Source organism: Kitasatospora sp. NE20-6 (assembly GCF_045862635.1).
Genome location: NZ_BPRL01000004.1, coordinates 42,843 through 67,798 on the forward strand (window position 1 = coordinate 42,843; position 24,956 = coordinate 67,798).

25 protein-coding genes are annotated in these 24,956 nt (G+C 74.2%); 16 read left to right on the forward strand and 9 right to left on the reverse strand.

Translation table 11 applies throughout. The annotated features are described in order from the left end of the window. Positions 1–30 precede the first annotated feature (30 nt). The 4 genes from tilS (at position 31) to folE (ending at position 4,778) form a co-directional block, all read left to right on the forward strand. Positions 31–1,152: a tRNA lysidine(34) synthetase TilS gene (gene tilS, locus SNE206_RS04450; protein WP_407912018.1), complete on the forward strand. Its 1,122-nt coding sequence runs from the start codon at positions 31–33 to the stop codon at positions 1,150–1,152. 62 nt (positions 1,153–1,214) lie between these two features. Then, the gene (gene hpt / locus SNE206_RS04455; protein ID WP_405012057.1) at positions 1,215–1,769 is read left to right on the forward strand and encodes a hypoxanthine phosphoribosyltransferase; all 555 of its coding nucleotides are present in this window, start codon (positions 1,215–1,217) and stop codon (positions 1,767–1,769) included. 222 nt (positions 1,770–1,991) lie between these two features. Continuing rightward, positions 1,992–4,040 (forward strand): ATP-dependent zinc metalloprotease FtsH, encoded by a 2,049-nt coding sequence (gene ftsH, locus SNE206_RS04460; RefSeq protein WP_407912019.1) that lies wholly within the window; start codon positions 1,992–1,994, stop codon positions 4,038–4,040. A 132-nt stretch (positions 4,041–4,172) separates the two neighbouring features. Next, positions 4,173–4,778, forward strand: coding sequence for a GTP cyclohydrolase I FolE (folE, locus tag SNE206_RS04465; protein ID WP_405012055.1), 606 nt, complete (start codon positions 4,173–4,175; stop codon positions 4,776–4,778). 61 nt (positions 4,779–4,839) lie between these two features. On the opposite strand, the gene SNE206_RS04470 is transcribed toward folE, so the two are convergent. Then, positions 4,840–6,027: an alpha/beta hydrolase gene (locus SNE206_RS04470; protein WP_407912020.1), complete on the reverse strand. Its 1,188-nt coding sequence runs from the start codon at positions 6,025–6,027 to the stop codon at positions 4,840–4,842. Positions 6,028–6,470: 443 nt separating this feature from the next. Here SNE206_RS04470 and SNE206_RS04475 point away from each other — a divergent pair, with 443 nt between their 5' ends. From SNE206_RS04475 to SNE206_RS04500, 6 genes are all read left to right on the forward strand, one after another. Beyond that, on the forward strand, positions 6,471–8,315 hold the full coding sequence (locus SNE206_RS04475; RefSeq protein ID WP_407912021.1) for a phosphatidylglycerol lysyltransferase domain-containing protein: 1,845 nt from the start codon (positions 6,471–6,473) through the stop codon (positions 8,313–8,315). Between the two features lie 109 nt (positions 8,316–8,424). Further along, complete coding sequence (folP, locus tag SNE206_RS04480; protein ID WP_407912022.1) at positions 8,425–9,282, forward strand: dihydropteroate synthase; 858 nt, start codon at positions 8,425–8,427, stop codon at positions 9,280–9,282. A 139-nt stretch (positions 9,283–9,421) separates the two neighbouring features. Continuing rightward, the gene (locus tag SNE206_RS04485; protein WP_407912224.1) at positions 9,422–9,844 is read left to right on the forward strand and encodes a nuclear transport factor 2 family protein; all 423 of its coding nucleotides are present in this window, start codon (positions 9,422–9,424) and stop codon (positions 9,842–9,844) included. Positions 9,845–10,046: 202 nt separating this feature from the next. Next, positions 10,047–10,409 carry a dihydroneopterin aldolase gene (gene folB, locus SNE206_RS04490; RefSeq protein WP_407912225.1) on the forward strand — a complete coding sequence of 121 codons (363 nt, stop codon included), beginning with the start codon at positions 10,047–10,049 and terminating at the stop codon, positions 10,407–10,409. Between the two features lie 40 nt (positions 10,410–10,449). After that, positions 10,450–11,049: a 2-amino-4-hydroxy-6-hydroxymethyldihydropteridine diphosphokinase gene (gene folK, locus SNE206_RS04495; RefSeq protein ID WP_407912023.1), complete on the forward strand. Its 600-nt coding sequence runs from the start codon at positions 10,450–10,452 to the stop codon at positions 11,047–11,049. Between the two features lie 145 nt (positions 11,050–11,194). Further along, positions 11,195–11,686, forward strand: coding sequence for a DUF3180 domain-containing protein (locus SNE206_RS04500; protein ID WP_407912024.1), 492 nt, complete (start codon positions 11,195–11,197; stop codon positions 11,684–11,686). A gap of 24 nt (positions 11,687–11,710) precedes the next feature. On the opposite strand, the gene SNE206_RS04505 is transcribed toward SNE206_RS04500, so the two are convergent. Both SNE206_RS04505 and SNE206_RS04510 read right to left on the reverse strand, forming a co-directional pair. Then, on the reverse strand, positions 11,711–13,255 hold the full coding sequence (locus SNE206_RS04505) for an alpha/beta hydrolase (protein WP_407912025.1): 1,545 nt from the start codon (positions 13,253–13,255) through the stop codon (positions 11,711–11,713). Between the two features lies 1 nt (position 13,256). Beyond that, a complete protein-coding gene (locus SNE206_RS04510) occupies positions 13,257–13,601 on the reverse strand; it encodes a hypothetical protein (RefSeq protein ID WP_407912026.1) in 345 nt (114 codons plus the stop codon). Positions 13,602–13,710: 109 nt separating this feature from the next. Here SNE206_RS04510 and SNE206_RS04515 point away from each other — a divergent pair, with 109 nt between their 5' ends. Then, complete coding sequence (locus SNE206_RS04515) at positions 13,711–14,712, forward strand: hypothetical protein (protein WP_407912027.1); 1,002 nt, start codon at positions 13,711–13,713, stop codon at positions 14,710–14,712. Positions 14,713–14,847: 135 nt separating this feature from the next. On the opposite strand, the gene SNE206_RS04520 is transcribed toward SNE206_RS04515, so the two are convergent. Continuing rightward, complete coding sequence (locus tag SNE206_RS04520; protein WP_405012045.1) at positions 14,848–15,423, reverse strand: TerD family protein; 576 nt, start codon at positions 15,421–15,423, stop codon at positions 14,848–14,850. A gap of 117 nt (positions 15,424–15,540) precedes the next feature. After that, positions 15,541–16,029: a hypothetical protein gene (locus SNE206_RS04525; protein ID WP_407912028.1), complete on the reverse strand. Its 489-nt coding sequence runs from the start codon at positions 16,027–16,029 to the stop codon at positions 15,541–15,543. Between the two features lie 98 nt (positions 16,030–16,127). Between SNE206_RS04525 and arfB the strand changes: the two genes are divergently transcribed. Beyond that, the gene (gene arfB, locus SNE206_RS04530; RefSeq protein ID WP_407912029.1) at positions 16,128–16,562 is read left to right on the forward strand and encodes an alternative ribosome rescue aminoacyl-tRNA hydrolase ArfB; all 435 of its coding nucleotides are present in this window, start codon (positions 16,128–16,130) and stop codon (positions 16,560–16,562) included. Between the two features lie 19 nt (positions 16,563–16,581). Here arfB and SNE206_RS04535 read toward each other — a convergent pair whose 3' ends face one another. Continuing rightward, positions 16,582–17,109 (reverse strand): flavin reductase family protein, encoded by a 528-nt coding sequence (locus SNE206_RS04535; protein ID WP_407912030.1) that lies wholly within the window; start codon positions 17,107–17,109, stop codon positions 16,582–16,584. A 279-nt stretch (positions 17,110–17,388) separates the two neighbouring features. On the opposite strand from SNE206_RS04535, the gene SNE206_RS04540 reads away from it, so the two are divergent. Continuing rightward, on the forward strand, positions 17,389–19,164 hold the full coding sequence (locus tag SNE206_RS04540; protein WP_407912031.1) for a diguanylate cyclase domain-containing protein: 1,776 nt from the start codon (positions 17,389–17,391) through the stop codon (positions 19,162–19,164). Positions 19,165–19,254: 90 nt separating this feature from the next. Next, the gene (locus tag SNE206_RS04545) at positions 19,255–20,193 is read left to right on the forward strand and encodes a hypothetical protein (RefSeq protein ID WP_407912032.1); all 939 of its coding nucleotides are present in this window, start codon (positions 19,255–19,257) and stop codon (positions 20,191–20,193) included. Between the two features lie 88 nt (positions 20,194–20,281). On the opposite strand, the gene nagA is transcribed toward SNE206_RS04545, so the two are convergent. Both nagA and SNE206_RS04555 read right to left on the reverse strand, forming a co-directional pair. After that, positions 20,282–21,454 carry an N-acetylglucosamine-6-phosphate deacetylase gene (gene nagA, locus SNE206_RS04550; protein WP_407912033.1) on the reverse strand — a complete coding sequence of 391 codons (1,173 nt, stop codon included), beginning with the start codon at positions 21,452–21,454 and terminating at the stop codon, positions 20,282–20,284. Beyond that, entirely contained in the window at positions 21,451–22,383 is a 933-nt protein-coding gene (locus SNE206_RS04555; RefSeq protein ID WP_407912034.1) for an ROK family protein, read from the reverse strand. The genes nagA and SNE206_RS04555 overlap by 4 nt, the downstream gene beginning before the upstream one ends. Positions 22,384–22,924: 541 nt before the next feature. Between SNE206_RS04555 and SNE206_RS04560 the strand changes: the two genes are divergently transcribed. Then, the gene (locus SNE206_RS04560; RefSeq protein ID WP_407912035.1) at positions 22,925–24,214 is read left to right on the forward strand and encodes an extracellular solute-binding protein; all 1,290 of its coding nucleotides are present in this window, start codon (positions 22,925–22,927) and stop codon (positions 24,212–24,214) included. A 60-nt stretch (positions 24,215–24,274) separates the two neighbouring features. On the opposite strand, the gene SNE206_RS04565 is transcribed toward SNE206_RS04560, so the two are convergent. After that, a complete protein-coding gene (locus SNE206_RS04565) occupies positions 24,275–24,616 on the reverse strand; it encodes a cupin domain-containing protein (protein WP_407912036.1) in 342 nt (113 codons plus the stop codon). Between the two features lie 92 nt (positions 24,617–24,708). On the opposite strand from SNE206_RS04565, the gene SNE206_RS04570 reads away from it, so the two are divergent. Continuing rightward, the gene (locus tag SNE206_RS04570) at positions 24,709–24,936 is read left to right on the forward strand and encodes a DUF3263 domain-containing protein (protein ID WP_407912037.1); all 228 of its coding nucleotides are present in this window, start codon (positions 24,709–24,711) and stop codon (positions 24,934–24,936) included. The last annotated feature ends 20 nt before the right edge of the window (positions 24,937–24,956 follow it).

The window sequence follows — 24,956 nt, forward strand, 5'->3', positions numbered from 1 at the left end:
CCCTCCCCCTCTCCGTCAAGGAGTGCACCCGTGGGCCCTCACCCCGCCGTCGCGGCGATACGCCTCGCCGTCCGCCGTACGCTCGCCGACCTCGCCGCCGAGGCCGGCGTCCCCGCCGGCGCGCCGGTGCGCGCGCCGCAGAGCCGACCCGCCGCCGAGCTGGTGCCGTCCGGCGCCACCACCCTGATCGGCAACGCCCGCCGCCACCCGTCCGGGCTGCCCCGCACCCCCGCCGCCCCCGGCTCCCCGCTCGTGCTCGTCGCGGTCAGCGGCGGCGCCGACTCCATGGCGCTCGCCACCGCGACGGCCTTCGAGGCCCCCAAACTCGGCCTGCGCGTCGGCGCCGTCACCGTCGACCACGGCCTGCAGCCCGGCTCCACCGAGCGCGCCGACCTCGTCGCGATGCGCCTGCGCGAGCTCGGCCTGGACCCGGTCGAGGCCGTCCCCGTGCAGGTCGGCCGGGCCGGCGGCCCCGAGGGCGCCGCCCGCGACGCCCGCTACGCCGCCCTCGACGCCGCCGCCGACCGGCACGGCGCGCTCGCCGTCCTGCTGGGCCACACCCGCGACGACCAGGCCGAGACCGTCCTCCTCGGCCTGGCCCGCGGATCCGGCTCCCGCTCCCTCGCCGGCATGCCCGCCCAGAAGGGCCGCTACCGCCGGCCCCTGCTCGAACTCGACCGGGCCGCCACCCGCCAGGCCTGCTCCGCGCAGTCCATCCCGGTCTGGGACGACCCGCACAACACCGATCCGGCCTACACCCGGTCCCGTGTCCGCCACGAGGTGCTGCCGGTGCTGGAGAAGCACCTCGGCGGCGGCGTGGTCGAGGCGCTGGCCCGCACCGCCCGGCTGTTCCGCGACGACGCCGACGCGCTCGACCAGTGGGCCGCCCTCGCCGAGCGCGACCTCCGGACGGCCGAAGGCGCCCTGGACGTCGAGAAGCTCGCCGAACTCCCGCCCGCGGTGCGCCGCCGGGTGCTCCGCCGGGCGGCGCTGAGGGCCGGATGCCCGGCCGGCGACCTGTTCGCCCGCCACCTGGAGAGCGTCGACCTGCTCGTCACCGGCTGGCGCGGCCAGGGACCGCTGCACCTACCCGGGGGGGTCGAGGCGGGCCGCAGGTGTGGCACGCTGGTCTTTCGGCGACAGGGCGACTAGCGGCAACGCGTCGCAGGGCCGCCGCCGACACAGGACCCCGAACGTTTGAGGACGTATCCCCGGTGGATCAGAACGACATGGGCGCCGACCTGGCGAAGGTGCTCATCAGCAAGGACGAGATCGACGCCAAGCTGCTCGAGCTGGCCGAGCGGATCGACCACGACTACGCCGGGCGGGACCTGCTGCTCGTCGGCGTGCTCAAGGGCGCCGTGATGGTCATGGCCGACCTCGCCCGTACGCTGCACTCGCAGGTGACCATGGACTGGATGGCCGTCTCCTCGTACGGGATGGGCACCAAGTCCTCCGGCGTGGTCCGGATCCTCAAGGACCTCGACACCGACATCGCGGGCCGGGACGTCCTGATCGTCGAGGACATCATCGACTCCGGCCTCACGCTCTCCTGGCTGCTCGGCAACCTGGGCTCGCGCCGCCCGGCCTCGCTGGAGGTGTGCACCCTCCTGCGCAAGCCGGACGCCGCCAAGGTCGAGATCGACGTGAAGTACGTGGGCTTCGACATCCCCAACGAGTTCGTCGTCGGCTACGGCCTCGACTACGCCGAGAAGCTGCGGAACCTGCCGTTCATCGGCACCCTCGCGCCGCACGTCTACGGTGGCTGAGAACCCCACGGGCGAGAGGCGGGAACGGCACACCGTTCCCGCCCGTTGAGGGCACGTAGGAAAGAGGTCGTGTCGTCGTGCTCCCGCCACGTGCGGGTGCTACTGCGGTACGGTCCAATGAACCGCTCTTCTCATGAGCACATACCGGATGCGCCGGCGGCCCTCGGGGCCGTGCAGCGCCGTTGAGTGGCAGGAGGGACGGGGCGGCAACGCCCCGCATGGATGGACGTCAAGCGATACTTCCGTGCGCCGATCATGTGGATCGTGCTGGCCGTCCTGGCCGTCATCGTTCTGATGCAGGTCGTCTCTGACTCGAACGGCTACAAGACGGCGTCAACCGGCCAGGTCATTGCCGCGATCAACAACCAACAGGTCAAGCAGGCGCAGATCACCACGGGTGATTCGAACCTCATCAAGATCGAGCTGAAGGACGGCCAGCAGCTCCCGGCCAAGTCCTCGGGCAAGCCCCCGAGCGGCAGCAAGTTCCAGGCGTCCTACGTCTCGGACGGCCAGGCTGCCGCCATCTCCAACACGCTGCAGGACTCGTACAAGGCGGGCCAGCTGCCCGAGGGCTACACCGTGAGCCCCGAGCGCCAGTCGACCTTCGTCAGCCTGCTGCTGTCGATGCTCCCGATCGTCATCATCGTCCTGGTCTTCCTGTTCCTGATGAACCAGATGCAGGGCGGCGGCTCCCGGGTCATGCAGTTCGGCAAGTCCAAGGCCAAGCTGCTCACCAAGGACACCCCGAAGACCACCTTCTCCGACGTCGCCGGCGCGGACGAGGCCGTCGAGGAGCTCCAGGAGATCAAGGAGTTCCTCCAGGAGCCCGCGAAGTTCCAGGCCGTCGGCGCCAAGATCCCCAAGGGCGTGCTGCTGTACGGCCCGCCCGGCACCGGCAAGACCCTGCTGGCCCGCGCCGTCGCCGGCGAGGCCGGGGTGCCGTTCTACTCGATCTCGGGCTCCGACTTCGTCGAGATGTTCGTGGGCGTGGGCGCCTCCCGCGTCCGCGACCTCTTCGAGCAGGCGAAGGCCAACGCACCGGCGATCATCTTCGTCGACGAGATCGACGCCGTCGGCCGGCACCGCGGTGCGGGCCTCGGCGGCGGCCACGACGAGCGCGAGCAGACGCTCAACCAGCTGCTCGTCGAGATGGACGGCTTCGACGTCAAGGGCGGCGTCATCCTGATCGCCGCCACCAACCGCCCCGACATCCTGGACCCGGCGCTGCTGCGCCCGGGCCGCTTCGACCGTCAGATCGCGGTCGAGCGCCCCGACCTCCAGGGCCGTCTGGACATCCTCAAGGTGCACCAGAAGGGCAAGCCGATCGCGCCCGACGTCGACCTCAAGGCCGTCGCCAAGCGCACCCCCGGCTTCACCGGCGCCGACCTGTCGAACGTCCTCAACGAGGCGGCGCTGCTGACCGCCCGCTCGGACAAGAAGCTGATCGACAACTTCGTCCTGGACGAGGCGATCGACCGCGTCGTGGCCGGCCCGCAGAAGCGGACCCGGATCATGTCCGACCGCGAGAAGAAGATCACCGCGTACCACGAGGGCGGCCACGCCCTGGTCGCGGCGGCCTCCCCGAACGCGGACCCGGTGCACAAGATCACCATCCTGTCCCGCGGCCGGGCGCTCGGCTACACCATGGTGCTGCCGGAGGAGGACAAGTACTCGACCACCCGCAACGAGATGCTCGACCAGCTGGCGTACATGCTGGGCGGCCGTGCCGCGGAGGAACTGGTCTTCCACGACCCGACCACCGGCGCGTCCAACGACATCGAGAAGGCCACCGCCACGGCCCGCGCGATGGTCACCCAGTACGGCATGAGCGAGCGCCTCGGCGCGATCAAGTTCGGGTCGGCCGACGGGGAGCCGTTCCTCGGCCGTGAGATGGCCCACCAGCGCGACTACTCCGAGGAGATCGCCGGGCTCGTCGACGAAGAGGTCAAGAAGCTCATCGAGAACGCGCACAACGAGGCCTGGGAGATCCTGGTCGAGAACCGCGACGTGCTCGACAACCTCGTCCTGGAGCTGCTGGAGAAGGAGACGCTGAACAAGGAGCAGATCGCCGAGGTCTTCTCCACCATCGTGAAGCGTCCGGCCCGCCCCGCGTGGACCGGCTCCTCCCGCCGCACCCCGTCGACCCGCCCGCCGGTCCAGTCGCCGAAGGAGCTGGCGCTCACCAACGGCGCCGCCGCCTCCTCCGTCGAGGCCCCGGCGGTGGACGTCGTGAAGCTGCCGCCGGTCGGTGACGGCTCCGCCGAGGGCTGACCGCCCGGAGCACCCGCACGGAATGAATGCCGCGTCACCGGGGTTTGTACCCTGGAGGCGCGGCATTCGTGCTGCCGGGCGCCCCGACCCGGGCACCCGTCCCGCCCACTCCCTCAGGCAAGCGAGGCCCGCATGATCGACCCGGTGACTCTCGGTGGTGAGCCCGTCGTCGGGCACTTCGACCAGAAGCGTGCGGAGAACGCGGTGCGCGAACTCCTCCTCGCGGTCGGCGAGGACCCGGACCGCGAGGGCCTGCTGGAGACGCCGGCCCGCGTGGCCCGCGCGTACAAGGAGATCTTCGCCGGTCTGTGGCAGGAGCCCGAGGACGTCCTGACCACCACCTTCGACCTCGGCCACGACGAGATGGTGCTGGTCAAGGACATCGAGGTCTTCTCCACCTGCGAGCACCACCTGGTGCCGTTCCGCGGCGTGGCGCACGTCGGGTACATACCCTCGACCAGCGGCAAGATCACCGGCCTGTCCAAGCTGGCGCGGCTGGTCGACGTCTACGCCCGCCGGCCCCAGGTGCAGGAGCGGCTGACCAGCCAGGTCGCCGACTCGCTCATGCGGATCCTGGAACCGCGCGGGGCGATCGTCGTCATCGAGTGCGAGCACATGTGCATGTCGATGCGCGGCATCCGCAAGCCCGGCGCCAAGACGCTCACCTCGGCCGTCCGCGGCCAGCTGCGCGACCCGGCCACCCGTGCCGAGGCCATGAGCCTGATCGTCGCACGCTAGACGCCGTCCGGCCGCGGTGCCCGCGGCCCGGGCACCGCGGCCGGACGCGAACGCCCGCGCGCTACGGCCGCGGCTCGCGGTCCGGCGGCGGCGCCAGGTGGTCGCTCATCCACTCCAGCGCCGCCGGCAGCTCCCGCCGCCAGGTCTCGAAGCTGTGCCCGCCGTCGTCCAGGAAGAGCGACTCCGCGCTGAACTCGGGGTGCTCCCCCGAGACCTGCTGCGCGGTGGCGAGGAACTGCTGGGTCGCCGGGTAGTTGTCCTCGGTCTTCGTGCTCACCACGAGCAGGGACGCGCGCGGCGCCGGCAGGTTCTTCAGCCGCCAGGCGAGGTCCGACTGCGAGGCCGCCCCGGCGTCGCCCCCGAAGAGGTCGCCGTCCGTCCAGCGGTCGTTCGGCACCTGGTAGTCCGCGTGCAGCCCGGCCGCGTAGGGGAAGGCGTCCGGGTTGCGCATCGCGAGGCGCAGCGCGCAGCTGCCGCCGGTCGAGTAGCCGAAGACGCCCCACGAGCCCGTCGAGTGGCTCACCCGGTACGCCGAGCGGAGCGCGGCCGGCAGGTCCTTGGTGAACCAGGTCTCCGTCCGCGGACCGCCCGCCACGTCCACGCACTCGGTGTTGCGCGGCGGCGCCACGGTCGGCCTGGCCATCACGATGACGGTCGGCGAGATCCGCCCGGCACGCTCCAGCTCCGAGGCCGTCTGCGGCACCCGCAGGCCCTCCACCAGGTGCAGGGACGGGCCGGGGTAGCCGCCGATGGCCAGCATCACCGGGAAGCGCTCCCGCGCGTACCTGGGGACGAAGTACTCCGGCGGCAGGTAGACGAAGACCTGGTCGGACAGCCCGGACTCGGTGCCCGTGACCTTCACCGAGTCGACCCGGCCCACCTCCTCCGGCTTGCCGGCCGGCAGCACGTCCTTCACCGTCTCCAGCCCGCCCTCGGCGCTGGGCTCCACCAGCTTCTGCCCGCCCTCCGGCGCGGCCCCCGGCGCGTGCTCCGAACTCGTCAGCGCCAGCGCCGCACCGCCCGGGCTCAGCAGGTCGTTCCACGAGGTGTAGAAGCTGTACGAGTTGTTCACCGCCAGCGCGAGCACACTCAGCACCGACACCTGAACGACCGTCAGCAGGGCGAGCCGTCCGAGCACCGGCAGCGGCCGCTGGCGGGCCAGCCGGGGCCACAGCCAGAGGGTCGCCAGCAGCCCCGCAACCGCCGTCGCGGCCAGTGCGTACACCAGCGAACTGCTGGTCAGTTCCATGACGGCGCCTTCCATCGGGCGGTGTGTGGGCCAGGGTTCATCGTCCGTTCGCACACGGGGCCGGGCCACCGGGGCTAGCCTGACCGGGCGTCGGACGGCGCCGCCGGTGAGGCGCCGGGGCACACTGCAACCGAGGCCCTAGACTGCGGCGTCCCACCGTGTGTAGTGCGTGAGCCGGCGCCCCTCGGCGACGGTGCCCAGCGTCCGAGCCCTTCACCTCTGCCACCCGCCCGTGCGACCGGCCGGCCACGCCGACCCGTCCGAGGGCGGCCCCACCCGTCCCCCAGGCTTCCCCCGTCCGGGGAGGACCCGCTCCGGCACGCCCGCGCGCGGACCCTTCCTGACCTGCGGATCGCCCGATCGAGGAATAGCCATGAAGGTCCATCACCACTCCCGCCACGGAGTGACCGGGCGAGCCGCCCCAGCCCCTACGCTGAACCCCCATGAGCGCTCCCGTGTCCGTTGAGCCGTCGACCGAGCAGCCCCGCCGCCGCGGGCTGCAGACGCTGCGCACCCAGGCGGCGGCCGTCCCCCGCGCATGGCTCCCCGGCGTGGTCGGCTACGCCTGCCTGCTGATCGGCCTGCTCGACATCTGCAGCGCCGTCTTCCCGCGGCTGCGCCACACCCGGATGCACACCTTCGCCGGGCAGCTGCCGGGCATCACCACGGCCCTCGCCGCGGTCGGCACGCTCATGATCGGCATCCTGCTGGTGCTGCTCGCCCACGCACTGCGCCGCCGCAAGCGGCGCGCCTGGCGGGCGGTCTGCGTGCTGCTGCCGGTCGGTGCGGCCCTGCACCTGCTGCGCTGGCACGAGACCGTCCCGGCGGTGGTGTCGCTGGTGCTGTTCGCGGTGATCCTCGTGCACCGCGGCGAGTTCTACGCGAAGGCCGACCCGCGCACCCGCCTCCGCGCCGTGGTCAACCTCGTGGTGATGGGCGTCTTCAGCGTGCTGCTCGGCCTGCTGATCGTGAGCGTCCACCCGAGGTCGGAGCTGGGCGACCCCACGCTCGCCCAGCGGCTCCAGGAGACGCTCTACGGCCTCTTCGGCTTCGACGGGCCGATCCGCTACGGCTCCGACCGCATCTCCGACCTCGTCGCGTACTCGCTCGGCGCGCTCGGCCTGCTCACCGCCTTCACCACCGCCTACCTGGCGCTGCGGCCGGAGAAGCCCGAACCCGAGCTGACCGCCGAGGACGAGGTGAAGGTCCGCGGGCTGCTCGCCCGGCACGGCCACCGCGACTCGCTCGGCTACTTCGCCCTGCGCCGCGACAAGAGCGTGCTGTTCTCGCCCTCCGGCAAGGCGGCGATCTCCTACCGCGTGGTGTCCGGCGTGATGCTGGCCTCGGGAGACCCGGTCGGCGACGTCGAGGCGTGGCCCGGGGCGATCAAGGTCTTCATGACGGAGGCCCGCGAGCACGCCTGGGTGCCCGCCGTCATGGGGTGCAGCGAGGTCGGCGGCGAGGTCTGGACCCGCGAGGCGGGCCTCGCCGCCCTCGAACTCGGCGACGAGGCCATCGTCGACACCGCCACGTTCTCGCTCGCCGGGCGGGCGATGCGCAACGTCCGCCAGATGGTGAAGCGGATCGAGCGCAACGGCTACTCCTGCCAGGTCCGCCGGGTCGGCGACCTCACGGCGGACGAGAAGCGGCAGATCGCCGACGCCGCCTGCCGGTGGCGGGGCACCGACACCGAGCGGGGCTTCTCGATGGCCCTCGGCCGCTTCGGCGACGCCGGTGACGACGACTGCATCGTGGTCACCGCCCACCGGGCCCCCGTGGACGGAGGGACCGACCCCGGCCTCGCGGCCGTCCTGCACTTCGTGCCCTGGGGACCGGACGGCATCTCCCTGGAACTCATGCGCCGCGACCGCGAGGCCGACCCCGGCCTCAACGAGCTGCTCATCGTCGCCGCCCTGCAGGCCGTGCCGGCGATGGGCGTGCGCCGGGTGTCGCTGAACTTCGCGATGTTCCGCTCCGCGCTCGCCCGCGGGGAGCGCATCGGCGCCGGTCCCGTGCTCCGCGCATGGCGCGGCCTGCTGGTCTTCCTCTCGCGGTGGTTCCAGATCGAGTCGCTGTACAAGTTCAACGCCAAGTTCCAGCCGGAGTGGGAGCCCCGCTTCCTCGTCTACAAGCAGACCCGCGACCTCCCGCGGATCGGCTTCGCCGCCATGCAGGCGGAGGCGTTCATCACGCTGGGCCTGCCCCGCATCGGCCGGCCCCGCCCCCGGCAGAGCCTGATGCCCGAGAGCGGCGAGGCCCGGCTCGGATCGGTCACCGAGGCCGCCTGAGCCCGGCCGGCCCCGGCACGGACGCCGTCGGCGGGCACCGCAGCACGCGGTGCCCGCCGACGGCGTCCGGCGTCCGGCCCGGTGCCCCGGGTGGCTCGATAATGGCCCCATGGACAACCCGCTGCCCGGCCTTCCCGCCCTCGACCGCTGCGCCGTGATGGGCGTCGTCAACGTCACCCCCGACTCCTTCTCCGACGGCGGACTCTGGCTCGACCCGGAGGCCGCCGTCGCCCACGGCCTGCGCCTGACCGCGCAGGGCGCCGACCTGGTCGACGTCGGCGGGGAGTCCACCCGGCCCGGCGCGCAGCGCGTCACCGCGCAGGAGGAGCTGCGCCGGGTCGTCCCGGTCGTCCGGGACCTCGCCGCGGCGGGTGTCGCCGTCTCGGTGGACACCATGCGCGCGGCCGTCGCCGCGGCCGCCGTCGAGGCCGGCGCCCGGATGGTCAACGACGTCTCGGGCGGCCTCGCCGACCCGGCGATGGCCGAGGTGGTGGCCGCCACCGGCGCGCCGTTCGTGGTGATGCACTGGCGCGGGCAGTCCGCCGACATGGACTCCCTCGCCGTCTACCGCGACGTCGTCGCCGACGTCACCGCCGAACTCGCCGCCCGGATGGGCGCGCTGCTGGCCGCCGGGGTCAAGGAGGAGCAGATCGTCCTCGACCCGGGCCTGGGCTTCGCCAAGACCGCGGAGCACAACTGGGCCCTGCTCGGCCGGCTCGACGCGCTCACCGCCCTCGGGCGCCCGGTGCTCGTCGCGGCTTCGCGCAAGCGCTTCCTGGGTACGCTGCTCGCCAACCCGGAAACCGGGGAGCTGCGCCCGGCCAGGCAGCGGGACGACGCCACGGCGGCGGTCTCGGTGCTCTCCGCCCGGGCGGGCGCCTGGGCCGTCCGGGTGCACGACGTGGCCGGCACGGCCGACGCCGTACGAGTGGTCGCGGCCTGGCAGCAGGCCGGCCGAAGGGGGTAGGAGTGGCAGCAGCCCTGCAGGAGGCACGGTGCGGGACGACGACGAGGCGGGCGGTACGTCAGGAGGCGGCACGGTGAGCGGAGAGCAGGCGTCGGCCCTGGAAGTGGACCGCGAGGCCGTCCTGGCGGCCAACCAGGCGATGTACGAGGCGCTGGAGAACGGTGACCTGGAGGCCGTGGAAGGCATCTGGCTCGGGGCCGGGGACGCCGACGACAAGGGCGGCGTCGTCTGCGTGCACCCGGGCTGGCCGGTGCTGCGCGGGCGGGCCCAGGTGACCCGGTCGTACATGCTGATCATGATGAACACGGAGTACATCCAGTTCTTCCTGACCGATGTCGAGTGCGAGGTGCAGGGCGATGTGGCCCTTGTCACCTGCACCGAGAACATCCTCTCCGGCGGCGAGGCCGAGGAGGAGGGCGAGCTAGGCCCGCTCGTCGGCGGCAAGGTCGTCTCCACCAACCTCTTCCGCCGCACCCCGGACGGCTGGCGGCTCTGGTCGCACCACGGATCACCCGTGCTGACCAGCGGGGACGACGAGGACGACGACGAGGACGAGGACTGACGCCGCAGCCGGTGCGCGGCCGCCGCCGGAACGGCACGAAACGTTCACGTCAATCGCCGATCCGGCGCGCGTGACGGCCCGTGGTGCCGGGTAGACGGTCGGGGGCCACGGGCACCCGGAGGTAGATTCGACGGGTGGCGGGCGACGGGGCCCGCCGTCGCCCTGCCTCCGGCGGGGCCGTCTTCTGGGAGCAGTGATTCGTTTGCTCGACCGCGTCACCCTGCGGGGTCTGCGTGCCCGGGGCCACCACGGCGTCTTCGAACGGGAACGCGCCGAGGGCCAGACCTTCGTCGTCGACCTCGTCCTGTTCCTGGACACCCGCCCGGCCGCCGCCACGGACGACCTCACCCGCACCGCCCACTACGGCGTGATCGCCGAGGAGGTCACCGCGGTGATCGCGGGCGACCCCGTCGACCTGATCGAGACGCTCGCGCAGCGGATCGCCGACCAATGCCTCAAGCACGGCACGGTCGAGGAGGTCGAGGTCACCGTGCACAAGCCGGACGCCCCGATCACCGTCCCGTTCGACGACGTGACCGTCACCATCCACCGGGGCCGCACGTGACGTGCCGGCCGCGTCGCCCCCGAGCCGCAGAGGGAACCCGATGAGCACCAGCGACCCGACCGCCTCGCCGACCACGTTCGACCTGGAGCGCAGGGTCGACTCGGCGGACTCCACCCTGCAGACCGTCCGGCACGCCGCCGTCGCCCTGGGCGCCAACCTGGGCAACCGGCTGGAGACCCTGCAGGGCGCCGTCGACGCGCTCGCGGACACCCCCGGCATCCGCATCACGGCCGTCTCCGGCGTCTTCGAGACGGACGCCGTCGGCGGCCCCGCCGACCAGCCGTCCTACTACAACGCCGTGGTGCTGCTGCGCACCACGCTCCCGGCGACCTCGCTGCTGGAGCGCGGCAACGCCGTCGAGGACGCCTTCGGGCGGGTCCGCGAGGTCCACTGGGGCCCGCGCACCCTCGACGTCGACATCCTCGCGGTGGAGGGCACCCTCAGCGACGACCCGCACCTGGTGCTGCCCCACCCGCGCGCCCACGAGCGCGCGTTCGTCCTCGCCCCCTGGCTCGACGCCGACCCGGACGCCGAGGTGCCCGGCCGCGGCCCGGTCGCCGAACTGCTGAAGGCCCTGGGCGGCGAGGAGGCGCAGGGAGTGCGCCGTCGCTCCGACATCCGGCTGAGGCTGCCGGAGTGACCGGCCGCCGGGGAACTTCCCCCGGCACCGGACCGTCCGTACAGGTGGTGGCCGGCCGGCCGGTACGGTGGCCTGGCACCGCCGCACCGCGACGGTCCGTCAGGGACAGCAGTCCGTCGCGTCCGTCGGGAAGGACATCGTCCGCGTGAAGCCGCTCCGTCTCCGCCTGCTGCTCGGCATCACCGCCGTGGCCGGGGTGCTCTCCTGGGCCGGCGCCAAGCTGTGGGGCTCGCTCGGCAGCCTCCCCGGCGTGCCCGCGGCGGCCCCCGTGGTGCTGGCCGCCGTCGCCGTGGTGCTGCTGGCCACCGCGCTGTCGCTGCGGGCCCGGCTGAAGGCGGTCCGCGAGCGGCAGCCCGGCGCCAAGGGCGTCGACCCGCTGCACGCGGCGCGGGCCGTGGTGCTCGCCCAGGCCAGCGGCCTGGTGGCCGCCGTGGTCACCGGCATGTACGCGGGCACCGGCGTCTTCCTGCTCGGGCAGCTCGACATCGCCGCCCGCAAGTCGCAGGCCCTCACCGCCGGGTTCGCGGTGCTGGCCGGCGCCGCCGTCATGGCGGCCGCGCTCTGGCTCCAGCACGTCTGCAAGCTCCCCGAGGACCACGACGGGCCCACCCACCCCGCCGCCCCGTCGGCGCGCTGAACCGCACCCGCCGGCCGCGGCCGGTCAGCGGTGCGGCGCGGTGGTGACCTCCGCCCCGCGGCCCGCGACCACCCGGCCGATGTTGGCCAGCGACTCCGACGGACGCCCGTCGGCCGAGGCGTCGAAGTAGGCGGAGTGGCTCGCGAAGGCGCCCGCGCCGCCCGGCTCCACCCCGAACCGGTGGGCGCCGAAGCCCGCGCCGGCCGGGTCACGGCCGAACCACAGGTCGTCCGGGCCCGCGGCCTGCATCGCCGCGGCGGCGGGCAGCCCGCCCAGCAGCAGCCCGCCCGCCACCGACGCGCCGCCGGGCAGCCGGCCCACGGGGTCGTGGTCCGCCACCCCGACGTACACGTGGTCGGCGCCGACCCCCAGCTCCCCGGCCCGGCCGACGCCCGCGCCGGGGCTGCCGACCAGGACGACGTCGTCCATGCCGCCGCCCTGCCGGGCGGCCAGCCCGACGACCAGGGAGCCGTAGCTGTGACCGACCGCCGTGACGTGGGCGGGCGGGCCCGGGCGGGCGGCCCGCAGGCCGTCCAGGAAGCCGTGCAGGCCGTCCGCCCCGGCCCGGGCGCGGTCGTCCCCGGCGACCTGGGCCGACCGCGGGTCCAGCCCCTCGTTGGGCGGGGCGTCGTACCCCAGCCACACCATCGCGGCGGTCGTCCGGCCGCTGCCGCAGCGGTCGGCCGCGTCGCGGATCCGCTCCGCCCGGTCGGCGTCGCCGCGTCCCGCGGCGGCCAGGTCGGTGCCGAAGCCCGGCACGTAGACGGCGACGTCGTCCGCGGTGTCCGGGTCGCCGTGGCTGAGCACCGCCCGGCCCTGGCCCTCCGCGCCGAGGGCGAGCAGCAGGATGCCGTCCTCGGCCCGGGCCAGGCGCTCCGCGACGGCCTGCAGGCCGGTCCGCAGCGGTGCGGGCAGGGTGTCGGGGTGCTGCAGCAGGCGGGTCAGCCGGAGCCGGTTCGCCCGGTCGCGGTCACGGGCCGGCAGGCCGTCCAGGCCGCCGACGAGCTCGGGCCGGGCCTCCGTGAGGGCGGCCCGGGCGTCGGGGCCGAGCGCCCGCCACCAGGCGGCGGCCTCCGCGGGACGGGCACCGGGCGGCGGCAGCAGGGACGCCAGCGCGGTGTTCAGGGCCTCGCGCGGGTCGGAGAGCCGGCCGAGGCCGGCGGCCGCGGCGGTCGCGGTGAGGGCCGCGCCGCTGCGGGCGGTGGCGGCGAGCGCGGTCAGCCGGGCGGCGGCGGCCGCGTCGGCGCGCTCCGCCGCCGCGAGGGCTCCGTCGGGGTCGGCCGCCAGCCGGCCCCGGGCGACCCGGAACGCCTCCGCGGCCGTCCGCAGGGTGTCCCGCACCAGGGCCAGCTCCATCCAGGCGGCCTGGAGGCGCCCGCCCGTCCGGTCGACGGCGACCGTGGCGAGGTCGGCCGCCCGGCCCTGCCAGTCGGCGCCGTGCACCCGGGCGGCGGTCTCCCGCGTCCAGGCGGCGTGGTGCCGTTCGACGGCGGAGACCAGGGCGGCGTAGGCGTCCGCGGCGGCCGGCAGGGTGTCCGGGCGGGCGGCGGCGAGTGCGGCGGTATCCATGTCAGCGCGCCGGGGTGAGGGAGCGCAGGACGGCTTCGTCGGCGGCCGTGTAGCCGTCGGCGGTGCGGACGAGGTCGCCGCCGATGGTGTCGAGCTCGTCGGCGAGCCGCTCCAGGACGCGGTGCCAGGCGTCGGCGCAGTCGCGGAGCGCCGCGGCGGTGCGCCAGCCGGGGAGGGCCCCGACGGCGGCGTCGGCGGGGCCGAGGACGGCCCGCGCGTCGGCGCGCAGCCGTCCGGAGGTGCGCAGGGCGGCCTGCCCGGCGGCGGTCAGCTCACCGGGGTGCACACGGAAACCGGGGGACACGGGCGCCTCGCTCTGCAGGTCGGTCGGTCGGACGGCGGCCATGGTAGCCCTCCGTGCGCGTTCGAACACGCCGTGCGTTTCCGACGGACTGTCAAGAGCCGAATGAGTGGCGAGGCTGACAGGGCCCCAATTCGCACGCTAGTTTCTTGGCATGTCTCGTGGACGCCACCGTCATTCCTCCGTCCTCGGCCGGTCCGTGCCTCCTGCCGCCGTCGGCGTGCTGGTCCTTGCCGCGGTGGCCGCCCTGGTGGCCACGCCGGACCCGCTGGTCGCCCGGTCGGTGGGTGTCGCCGCCGTGGTGGCGGCCGTCGGCCTGGGCCTGGTGCTGCGTCAGCGCGACCGTGCCGCCCGCGCCGCCCTGCAGCTCGCGGCCACCCGTCGCCTGCGGGCCGAGGAGCGCTTCGAGGAGCAGCTCGCGGAGGCCGAGTACGCCGCCGAGGTCGCCGAGGAGCGCGCGACCCGGTTCGGCCGCCGGCTGACCGCGGAGAAGTCCCGTCTGGCCAAGGCCGAGACGGAGATCGCCCGGCTGCTGCGCGAACGCGCCGTGGCGGTCGCCGAGCAGACGCTGCGTGAGGCCGAGGCGGCCCGGCGTGCGCGCGACGCCGAGGTGCCCGCGCACCCGGTCAGCCCGGCGGCGTTCGTCCGGGCGGCCGCCGCGCTGCGCCGCATGGAGCGCCAGGGCGCCGAGGCCGCGGCCCGTCGTCAGGAGGGTGCGGCGCGCGCGCAGGTGGAGCTCCGCCCGCGGTCGCCGCAGCCGGTGCCGGTCGTCCGGCAGCAGGCCGTGGTGGCCGTTCCGGAGCCGTCCGTCCCGAGGTCCGGCACGGTGGTGCAGGCGGCCCGTCCGCGGGTGGGCCGCGGGCCCGGGTTCAGCTTCTTCGGGCGTCCGGCCACGGTCGCCGCGCTGCGGGCGGCGGCGCCGGCACCGGCGGTCGGCGACCTCGCCGACGTGGTGGGCGACGAGGCGCTCGCGGAGAGCGTGCGCTACGCGGCCCCGACGGAGGCCGTGCCGCGGGTGGCCGAGCCCGCTCCGGTGCCCGCCCGTCCCGAGCAGGACGAGGAGACGGAGCACCGCCGTCCCGAGGTGGTCGACCTGACGCCGCACGACGACACCGAGATGCTGCAGCTGCCGGAGCTCCGGGTGGGCCGTTCCTGACGGACCGCACGGCCGCGGCGCCGGCGGACACGCGAACGGGCGATGCCCGGACCCCTTCGGAGGGTCCGGGCATCGCCCGTTCGTGAGCGGCGGGCCGTTGACGGCCCGGGCGCGGTCGTGCCGCGCGTCCGCGGGTCAGACGTTGACGCCGAAGTCCTGCGCGATGCCGACCAGGCCGGAGGCGTAGCCCTGGCCGATGGCGCGGAACTTCCACTCCGCGCCGCTGCGGTAGAGCTCGCCGAAGATCATGGCGGTCTCGGTGGCGGCGTCCTCGGAGAGGTCGTAGCGGGCGATCTCGGCACCGCCGGCCGCGTTGAGCACGCGGATGTAGGCGTTGCGGACCTGGCCGAAGCTCTGGCTGCGGTTGACCGCGTCGTAGATCGACACCGGGAAGGTGATCCGGGTGACGTCGGCGGGCAGGCCGGCCAGGTTGACGTTGATCTGCTCGTCGTCGCCGGCGCCCTCGCCGGTGCGGTTGTCACCGGTGTGGACGACGGTGCTGTCCGGGGTGCTGGTGTTGTTGAAGAAGACGAAGTGACGGTCGGAGTACACCTTGCCGTCGTTGTTCAGCACGATCGCGCTGGCGTCGAGGTCGAACTCCGCACCGGTGGTCGTGCGGGTGTCCCAGCCGAGGCCGACGGTGACGGCCGTCAGACCGGGGGCCTCCTTGGTCAGCGAGACGTTGCCACCCTTGGAGAGGCTCACGGGCATGGTGTGTGTGTCCCTTCGGTCGCTTTTGTTCGGAAGAACGCTGGTCGCGGGGGCCATGGTTCCAGCCCGGGCCGGATTTCTCGTACGAACCGTAGCGGCGCGGCGCGGTCCGGCCGGTCAGATCCGCGGAAAACGGCCCTGGACCGTCCAGATGTTCGGATTGTCGGCCAGGCCCTCGTGGAGGTCCGCCAGATCCGCGAGCACGTCCTGCAGGAAGTCGCGGGCCTCGCGGCGGAGGTCGGCGTGGCGGACGACGGCCGGTTCGGCGTCCCGCAGCCAGGTGGCGGTGACCTCCACCCAGCCGAAGCGGCGGGCGAAGCGCAGCAGCTCGGTGTTCTGGGTGAAGTCGAGGTCGGCCGTCTGCACGGCGGCGGCGCGGCTGCCCTGCGGGTCGCGGTCCAGCTGTTCGACGACGTCGCACAGCGCCCAGGCGAAGTCGAGCACCGGCACCCAGCCCCAGCGCGTGCCGAACTCCCTGCCGTCCGCCTCCAGGTAGACGTCGCCGCAGAAGAGGTCGTGCCGCAGGCTGTGCACCGGGGCGTCCCGGTAGTCGGTCTGCGGGGGGTCGGGGAAGCGGGTGGAGAGGGAGTAGCCGAGCTCGATCACGGGCCCATTCTGCCCCGGGGCGATGCCGGCCGGGGCCGGAGCGGGTCCGCGGTGATAACCGCGTGACCGGGGGCGGTGCGGCGCGGGATGATGAACGCATGTCCGAGCCCATCCGCGTACGGGGGTCGGTGGTCGTCCCCGACGCCGAGCTCGTCTGGCGCTTCTCGCGTTCCTCCGGCCCCGGTGGCCAGCACGTCAACACCTCCGACACCCAGGTCGAGCTGCGCTACGACCTGGCGGCGTCCGCCGCGCTGCCGCCGGTGTGGAAGGAGCGCGCCCTGGAGCGCCTGGCGAACCGGCTGGTCGACGGCCGGGTGCTGGTCGTCCGGGCCTCCGAGCACCGCTCGCAGTGGCGCAACCGGGAGGTCGCCGCGGCGCGGCTGGCCTCGCTGCTCGGGGATGCCACGGCACCGCCGCCGAAGGCGCGCCGGGCGACCAAGCCGTCCCGCGGGATGGTCGAGCGCCGGCTGGAGAACAAGCGGCACCGGGCCCAGCTCAAGCAGGGCAGGAACCGGGTGCGCGGGGCGGAGTGACGTTTCGTCCGGCGGGTGCTCAGCCCAGCCGTCGGTAGTCGCCGCGGAAGTAGAGGAGCGGCCGGCCGCCCGCCGCGTCGACCCGGGCCTGCAGGACCCGGCCGAGCACCAGCGTGTGGTCGCCCGCGGGGACGCGCTCCTCGGTGCGGCACTCGACGGTCGCGAGGGCACCGTCGATCAGCGGGGAACCGGTGAACTCGCCCCGCCGGTGCGGGGTGTCGGCGAAGAGCAGACGGTCGCTGAGCCGGCCCTTCATGGCGAACCGCGAGGCGAGGGCCCGCTGCTCCTCGCCGAGCAGCGAGACGGCCCAGGTCTCGGCGCGGGCGAGCACGTCACCCATGCGGGAGTCCTCGCGGACCGAGACCAGCACCAGCGGCGGCTCCAGCGAGACGGACAGGAACGAGGTGGCCGTCATGCCCGCGTCCTCGCCGTCCTCGGGGTCGAGGGCTGTCACCAGGGCGACGCCGGAGGCGAGCTGGGAGAGCGCGGCCCGGAACTCGTCGGGTCCGGCGGCTCGGGCTTGGGAGGGCTGCGGGGAGCTTTGCACGTATCGCACGGTAGTCCGCGGGTCGGCGGGGCGGAATCGGGCCTCGGTCGTAGGACTCCGGGCTGACGCACCCCTCCCCGTACGACCGGTTGTCCGGTATCGTCCGGGTTTCCCTCGGCTCACCTGGGTATGGGCACGGGGGTGGCGTGTGATTTGAGTCACAAGTCATGGCCTATTGCTGACCGAGCGTGCCGATCGCTGTGCTCGCTGTGATTCAGTTCTTCTGGCAATCGGACGATAACCATCACCGCCAATCCGAAGCAGCCGGGGAGACCCCGCATGGAAGCCGAGTCGGAGCCTTACGTCCGCCTCGCGACCCTCCGCACCTTGCACCGGGTCGTGGCGGACCTCAACGCTGCCCGCAGCCTGGCCGGCACGCTGCAGGCGGTCGTCGAGGGGGCCGTCCACGGGCTCGGGTTCGACGCGGCGGCGGTGAGCCTGGTGAGGCCCGACGGCGACCTGGTGGTGGCCGCCGTCTGGGAGCTGGAGGAGACCGGCGTGGGCGGCCCGGCGGTGCTGCTCGGCCAGGTCGGCTCCCGGGAGTCCTGGGACCGCATGCTGAGCGTCAGCGACCACTGGGGCACCCTGCGCTTCCTGCCGTACGACCGCGGGTGGGCCATCGGCACCGACGTCCCGACCTGGACGGGCGACGGCCCGCTGCCGATCTACGCCAACGACTGGCACCCCCGCGACTTCCTCTTCGCCCCCATGTACAGCGCCGGCGGCGACCTGCTCGGCGTGCTCTCCGTCGACCGGCCGCGCAGCGGCAAGCGGCCCGGGGCCTGGACGCGCGAGGCGCTGGAGATGTTCTCCCTGCAGTCGTCCATCGCCATCGGCAACGCCCGGTTGCGGGCCGAGATGCAGCGGGCGCTGGCCCGGCTGGAGAAGGAGCAGCAGGCCCTGCGGGCCAGCGAGGAGAGCTTCCGGCAGGCCTTCGAGTACGCGCCGAGCGGCATGGCGATCACCGAGCTGCACGGGGTCGGGCGCGGCCAGCTGACCCGGGTCAACGACGCGCTCTGCCGCCTGCTCGGCCGGCCGCGGTCGACCCTGCGGCAGCAGAGCTTCGCCGACCTCGTCCACCCCGAGGACCTCGCCCTGCTGCAGCGCACCAGCGCCGAGGGCGGCCGGGCCGAGCTGCGGCTCTCCCGCCGGGACGGCGGCTACCAGTGGGTGTGCCTGCGCAACTCGGTGGTGGCCGACGCCGCCGAGGGCCCGAGCTTCCTCCTCACGCACGTCGAGGACATCGAGGACCGCAAGCGCCACGAACTGCAGCTGGCCCACCGCGCCAGCCACGACGCGCTCACCGGCCTGCCGAACGGCTCCGAGCTGAAGGCCCGGCTCGGCCGCCGCCTGTGCAGCCTCGCGCAGGGCGTCGGCGGGGCGGAGCACGGCACCGCGCTCGCCGCCTCCGGCCTCGGCCTCTACGGCGGCTACGGCGGCTCCGGCGCGGCCGGGCACGGCTACGGGCCCGCCGACGCGGCGCTCGACCGCGACCTGGAGGCCTTCGCCGCCGGCGAGGTGCTGGGCCGGTTCGACCACGGCCCCGCCCACGTGCACACCGCCGTGCCGGCGGACCTGCCCGACGACACCGAGCTGTGGGGCGCCCAGCACCGGCTGCAGCCGCTCGTCGACAAGGGCCTGGCCGTGCTCTTCTGCGACCTCGACGGCTTCAAGTCGATCAACGACCGGTTCGGCCACAACGCCGGTGACGCCGTGCTGATCGAGGTGGCCCGCCGCCTCCAGCAGATCGTCCGGGAGGGCGACACCGTCGCGCGGCTCGGCGGCGACGAGTTCGTCGTGCTGGCGGACGGCATCGGCCGCGAGGAGGCGAAGGACCTCGCGGGCCGGCTGCGCAACGCGATCATCCCGCCGATGCGGATCGACAACCGGGCGATGCGGGTCGGCGTCAGCCTGGGCATCGGGTGGGCGGGGTGCGGCATGTCCATCGAGGAGGTCCTGCGCGCGGCGGACGAGCGGATGTACGACGAGAAGCGGGCGCGTGGAGGTTCTGTGCGGGGCGCGCGGGGGGAGCGGTCCCACCGGCGTGCCGGGTGATGCGGGCGGTGATCGGCTTTTCCCGCAGTCCCCGAGGTTAGGTAGGGTGCCCCGGTACGAGCGTCCACCATCTGCCCGGGGAGTGACACCGTGACCACGGACGGCAGCAACGGAGCCCCCGAGGGCGCGGGCGACGACGATCCCTTCGCCTACCTCTACCGCCCGGCAGACGGCTCCACCGCGCCGAGCCAGCCGCGCAACGCGTACAGCCGCCCGATGGAGGTCGGCCGCGCCCAGTACGGGCAGCCGCCGGCCGCCCCCCAGCAGCCGTACGGACAGCCGCAGTACGGCGCCCAGCAGCAGTACGCGCAGCAGCCCGCCGCGGAGCAGGGGACGTCCCAGCTGCCGCAGCAGAGCCGCTACGCCGAGCGCTCCCGCCCGCAGCCGGGCGAGGACGGCCCGCGCGCCCGCCGCGGCAAGGGCGCGGTGATCGGCGCGGTCGCCGTCGTCGCGGCGATCGCGATCGGCGCGGGCATCGCGCTCTCCACCGGCGACCCGGACGGCACGCACAAGAACGGCAAGGGTGCCGCGAGCGCCTCGGCCGCGGCCAGCAGCGCCGCCCCGTCGCAGTCGTCCGCCGCGCCGAGCCCGACGCCGGACGCCGAGCCGATCGCCGACGCCGGCACCCTGCAGGCGCAGAACGCCCCCGCGGGCAGCGGCGTCAAGGGCGCCCTGTCGGCCGACGGCGGCTACCTGACGCTGCAGGCCGGCTCCACCGTCACGTGGACGGTGCTGGCCGACCAGGCGGGGCAGGCGAAGTTCTGGCTGCACTTCAACAACACCGCGGCCGACCTGCCGGCGCAGGTCACGGTCAACGGCAAGGACCACGTGAACGGGGTGACCTTCAAGAACTACTCGAAGGGCAGCACCGACGCGGACCACGCCTGGTACAGCACGAACATATGGCCGCAGCTGCAGGCCGGGAGCAACACCCTGACGGTGACGGTCCCGGCCGGGAGCAGCGGCACCATCCTGCTCGACCAGGTCGCGCTGACCCCGATGTCGGTCAGCACCTACCCGAAGGGCTGACGACCGCCGCGCGGCGGCGCCGGGCGTGCCCGTACCCGGGAGCGGGCGGCGGGACGTACGCCGCCGCCCGCTCCCGGTGGGACGGGGGTCAGGCCGCGACCGTCCTGGGGAGGCGGTCCGCGCCGGTGATCCACTCGCCGCGGCGCATCACCGCGACGAGGTCGTACGTGCCGGAGTCGAGGACGACGAGGTCGGCGTACTTGCCGGCCTCCAGCGTGCCGACGGAGTCCGCCAGACCGAGCAGCCGGGCCGGGACGGCCGAGAGCGACTCGGCGGCCTGGCCGAGGCTCAGGCCGTTGACGGTGACGGAGCGCTTGAACGCCACGTCGAGGGTGAGCGTCGAGCCGGCGATGGAGCCGCCCTCGACCAGGCGGGCGACGCCGCCGGTGACCTCGACCTCCAGCGGGCCGAGGAAGTAGCGTCCGTCGCCCATCGCGGCGGCGGCCATCGCGTCGGTGATCAGGGCGACCCGGCCGGCGCCGGCGGTGCCGTACGCGAGGTCGAGCACCGACGGGTGCAGGTGCACGCCGTCGTTGATCAGTTCGACGGTGACCCGCTCGTCCTCCAGCAGGGCGACGATCGGGCCCGGGTCGCGGTGCTGGATGCCCGGCATCGCGTTGAACAGGTGGGTGGCGACGGTCGCGCCGGCCTCGACCGCCTCCAGCGCCTTGGCGTAGTCGGAGTCGGTGTGGCCGACGGCGGCGATGATGCCGAGGTCGGCGAGCATGCGCACCGACTCCAGGCCGCCGGGGAGCTCGGGGGCGAGCGTGACCATCCGGGCGTGGCCGCGGGCGGCGTCCACGACCTTGCGGACGAGGGCCGGGTCCGGGTCGCGCAGCAGGTCCGGCCGGTGCGCGCCGCACCGGCCGGGCGAGATGAACGGCCCTTCGAAGTGCACGCCCGCCAGCACGCCGTCCTCGGCCAGCTCGGAGAGCACGGCGGCCTGGCGGCACACCTCGTCGATCTCGCCGGTGACGGTGGAGGCGACGGTGGTGGTGGTGCCGTGCTCCAGGTGGGCGCGGGCGGACCGCAGCGCCTCCTCGGCGATGCCGGTCGTGTAGGACGCGCCGCCGCCGCCGTGCACGTGGAGGTCGACGAAGCCGGGGACGACCGTGCAGCCGGTGAGGTCGAGGTCGCCCGGGGCGGAGTCCCCGCCGAAGGCGGCGATCCGCGCGCCCTCCACGGTGATGCGGCCGTTCTCGGTCACGCCGTCCGGCAGGACGAGTCGGGCGCCGGCCAGGGCAATGCGGTCCGCGGTCACGCGGTCACCTCCGTGGAGAGCAGGTCCCAGGCGAGCAGACCCGCGCCCAGGGAAGCAGCTGTGTCTCTGAGCGTGGCCGGGACCAGCTCGGGGGGCATCTGGAAGGTCAGCCGCTCGGAGACCGCCGCGCGCAGGGGTGCGAAGAGCGTCTCGCCGGCCTCGGCCAGTCCGCCGCCGATGATCACCGTCGACGGGTCGAGCAGGCTCTGCGCGAGCACGATCCCGTCCGCGAGGGCCTCGACGGCGTCGCGCCAGATGGCCTCGGCGCGCTCGTCGCCCGCCTCGACCGCGGCGGCGCAGGCCGCCGCGTCGGCGTCCGGGTCGTCGCTGGCCCCGGCCCAGGCCCGGGAGACGGCGGAGGCCGAGGCCAGCGTCTCCAGGCAGCCGCGGGCCCCGCAGCCGCAGAGCGGTCCGCCGGGGCGGACCACCACGTGGCCGATCTCGCCGCCGTAGCCGTGGGCGCCCGCCTCGATCCGTCCGCCGATGCCGATGGCGCCGGCGATGCCGGTGCCCAGCGCGATGAACAGGAAGCGGTCGACACCGCGGCCCGCGCCGATCCGGCCCTCGGCGAGCCCGCCGGTGCGGACGTCGTGGCCGAGGGCGACGGGCAGCCCGCCGAGGCGTTCGCCGAGGAGCTTGCGCAGGGGGAGGTCGCGCCAGCCGAGATTGGCGGAGAAGACCGCGATCCCGTTCTTCTCGTCGATCGTCCCCGGCACGGCGACGCCGGCGGCGAGGGGGTCGCACCCGAAGCGGGTGCGGCCCTCGTCCGCCAGGTCGGCGGCGAAGTCGAGGATGGCGGCGACGACGGCGTCCGTGCCGTGCTCCCGCCCGGTCGGTCGGCGTGCTTCGAACAGCACGGAGCCGTCCTGGGCGAGCAGCGCGGCTTTCATGCCGGTGCCGCCCACATCGAGTGCGATGACGTGCTTCACGGGGGACAGTCTCCCTTGTGGCGGTCCGAGAGGTCTAGTCCAGTTACTTGATTGGTCTGGTCCAGAACTGGTGAGGTTCGTCCCTTCCGGGGTGATCCGTGCCGGATTGCTCCTCCCGTGTCCGTCGTCTGTCTCCTTCCCCGTCGGGGCCCGGGTCGAGCACGGACGGGCGGGTCGATGTGCCGGCCGGGCGGGGCGGTCGGGGCTGCTGCGGGGCGGCCGGGGGTCGCCGGGGCCGGTCACCGTCGCGCCGTCGCCGCGGGGCTCCTCGCGGTCGGGCGATCGGTCGATCGGGTGTACGGGCGTGCGAGCGGGCGGGGCGCCGGGCCGGTCGCGGAGGTGGCGCAGGTCTTCACGGGAGCGGGCGCCGCGGTGGCCGCCGCCCGAACCCGCGTGGGGCGTGTCCCGATTCGTCCCGATCCGATTGCAGCCGGTGCAACGAGATCTGACACTTCGATAACTACCGTGCGGACAGGTCTGGACCACTTGCACGGGTGCTTGGGAGGGTGGCGGCGCTTCCCCTCCCGAAGGCGGTCCCCGCGTGAACACCCTCACTCGCACGCATGCGTTCCGCGCCGCCCGGCGCGTCCTCCTGCCCGCCCTCGCAGTCGCCCTCATCGCCGGCTGCGGCGCGTTCGGCAGCGGCTCCGGCGGCGACATCACCCTCCGTCTCGTCGCCGCCGACTACGGCGACAGCGAGGAGACGAGCACCGCCCACTTCTGGGACGACGTCGTCCACCGCTTCGAGGAGGCCAACCCCGGCATCAAGGTCCAGATCGACCTCCAGACCTGGAACGACATCGACAAGCGGGTCGCCTCCCTCGTCGCCGGCGGACACCCCCCCGACCTCGTGCAGACCGGCGGCTTCGCCGACCAGGTCGCCGCCGACCGGCTCTACCCCGCCACCGACGTGCTCTCCATCGACACCCAGGCCGGCATGATCGACGCCTTCGCCCGGGCCGGCCAGGTGCTGGGCAGCCAGTACGGCATCCCGTTCGTCGCCTCGACCCGCGTCTTCTTCTACAACCGGACGATCTTCGAGAAGGCCGGCATCGACCGACCGCCCACCACCTGGGACGAGCTCAAGCGCGACGCCGAGCTGATCCGCTCCAAGGTGCCCGGCGTGACCCCGTACGCGCTGCCGCTCGGGCCCGAGGAGGCGCAGGCGGAGTCCATGATCTGGACGATGGGCGGCGGCGGCGCCCTCGCCGACAACGCGGGCAACTACACCGTCGACAGCCCGCAGAACCAGGCGACGTTCGCCTGGCTGCGCACCAACCTCGTGGCCAGGCACCTCACCTACGCGGACCCGGCCACCACCGACCGCAAGACCGCCTTCAACGACTTCGCGGCCGGCAAGGTCGCGATGCTCAACGGCCACCCCGGCCTGATCAGCAAGGCCACCGCCGCCCGGATCGACTACGGCACGGCCGCCGTCCCGCGGCGCGACGCCTCCGTGAAGCCCGCCTCCTTCGGCGTGGCCGACTGGATCATGGCGTTCAAGGCCAACGGGCACCGGAGCGAGATCAAGAAGTTCCTCGGATTCCTCTACCGCACCGACAACCAGCTCGCCTTCGACGAGCAGTACAACCTGCTGCCGGTCACCCAGGACACCCGCGCCGAGATGACCGGCAGCGGCAAGCACAAGGACCTCACCGAGTTCCTCAACGCCCTGCCCACCGCCAACTTCTACCCGTACGGCGACCCGTCCTGGGACAAGGTCAGCGGCCTGGTCAAGCAGCAGATCGGCGGCGCCGTGAAGAGCGACGGCGCGGGGGCCCTCACGGCCCTGCAGACCGCCGCGGCCGCCGAGGCGGGGCGCTCCCGCTGACTCCCGGCCCCGGCTCCCCGGGTCGCCGGGGCCGCGGAGCCGGGGCCGGGCACCACCCGGTCAGGACAGCGTCAGCGCGTACGCCTTGCGCAGCGTCTCGTGCACCGTCCACGTGGTGCGGTCGCCCGCCCGCAGGACGGCGGCGTCGCCGGGCCCGACCTCCAGGGTCGGGCCGCCCTCGACCTCGATCGTGGCCCGGCCGCTCAGCACCACGAACATCTCGTCCGCCTCGGTGTCGGTCACCACGCCCGGGGTGATCTGCCACAGGCCGCGCAGCTCGCGGCCGTCCGGGGAGGTCCACAGCACGCGGCCGGTCACCTCGGGGGAGCCGGAGACGATCTGCGCCGGGTCGAGCGGTTCGGGCTCCAGCCCGGCGTCGGGGACGTGCAGGACGAAGGTCATGGCCCGACGCTAACCGCGGCGCCGCCCCGGCGGGTGCGGCAGAGTGTGTCGCACCCGCACGGCACAATGACACCCCGTAAGGGGAGGTGGCGATGACCGAGCTGACCGAGCGCGAACAGGCCGTGCTCGCCCTGGAGGCCCGCCCCTGGCGGACGGCCGGTGCCAAGGAGCGCGCCGTCCGCGCGGAGCTCGACCTGTCGGCGACCCGCTACTACCAGCTGCTCAACGCCCTGCTGGACCGCCCCGAGGCGCTCGCCGCCGACCCGGTGCTGGTCAACCGGCTGCGCCGGATCCGCGAGCGCAGGCGCGCCGCGCGCTGACGGTGTCCGGCCGCCGGGCC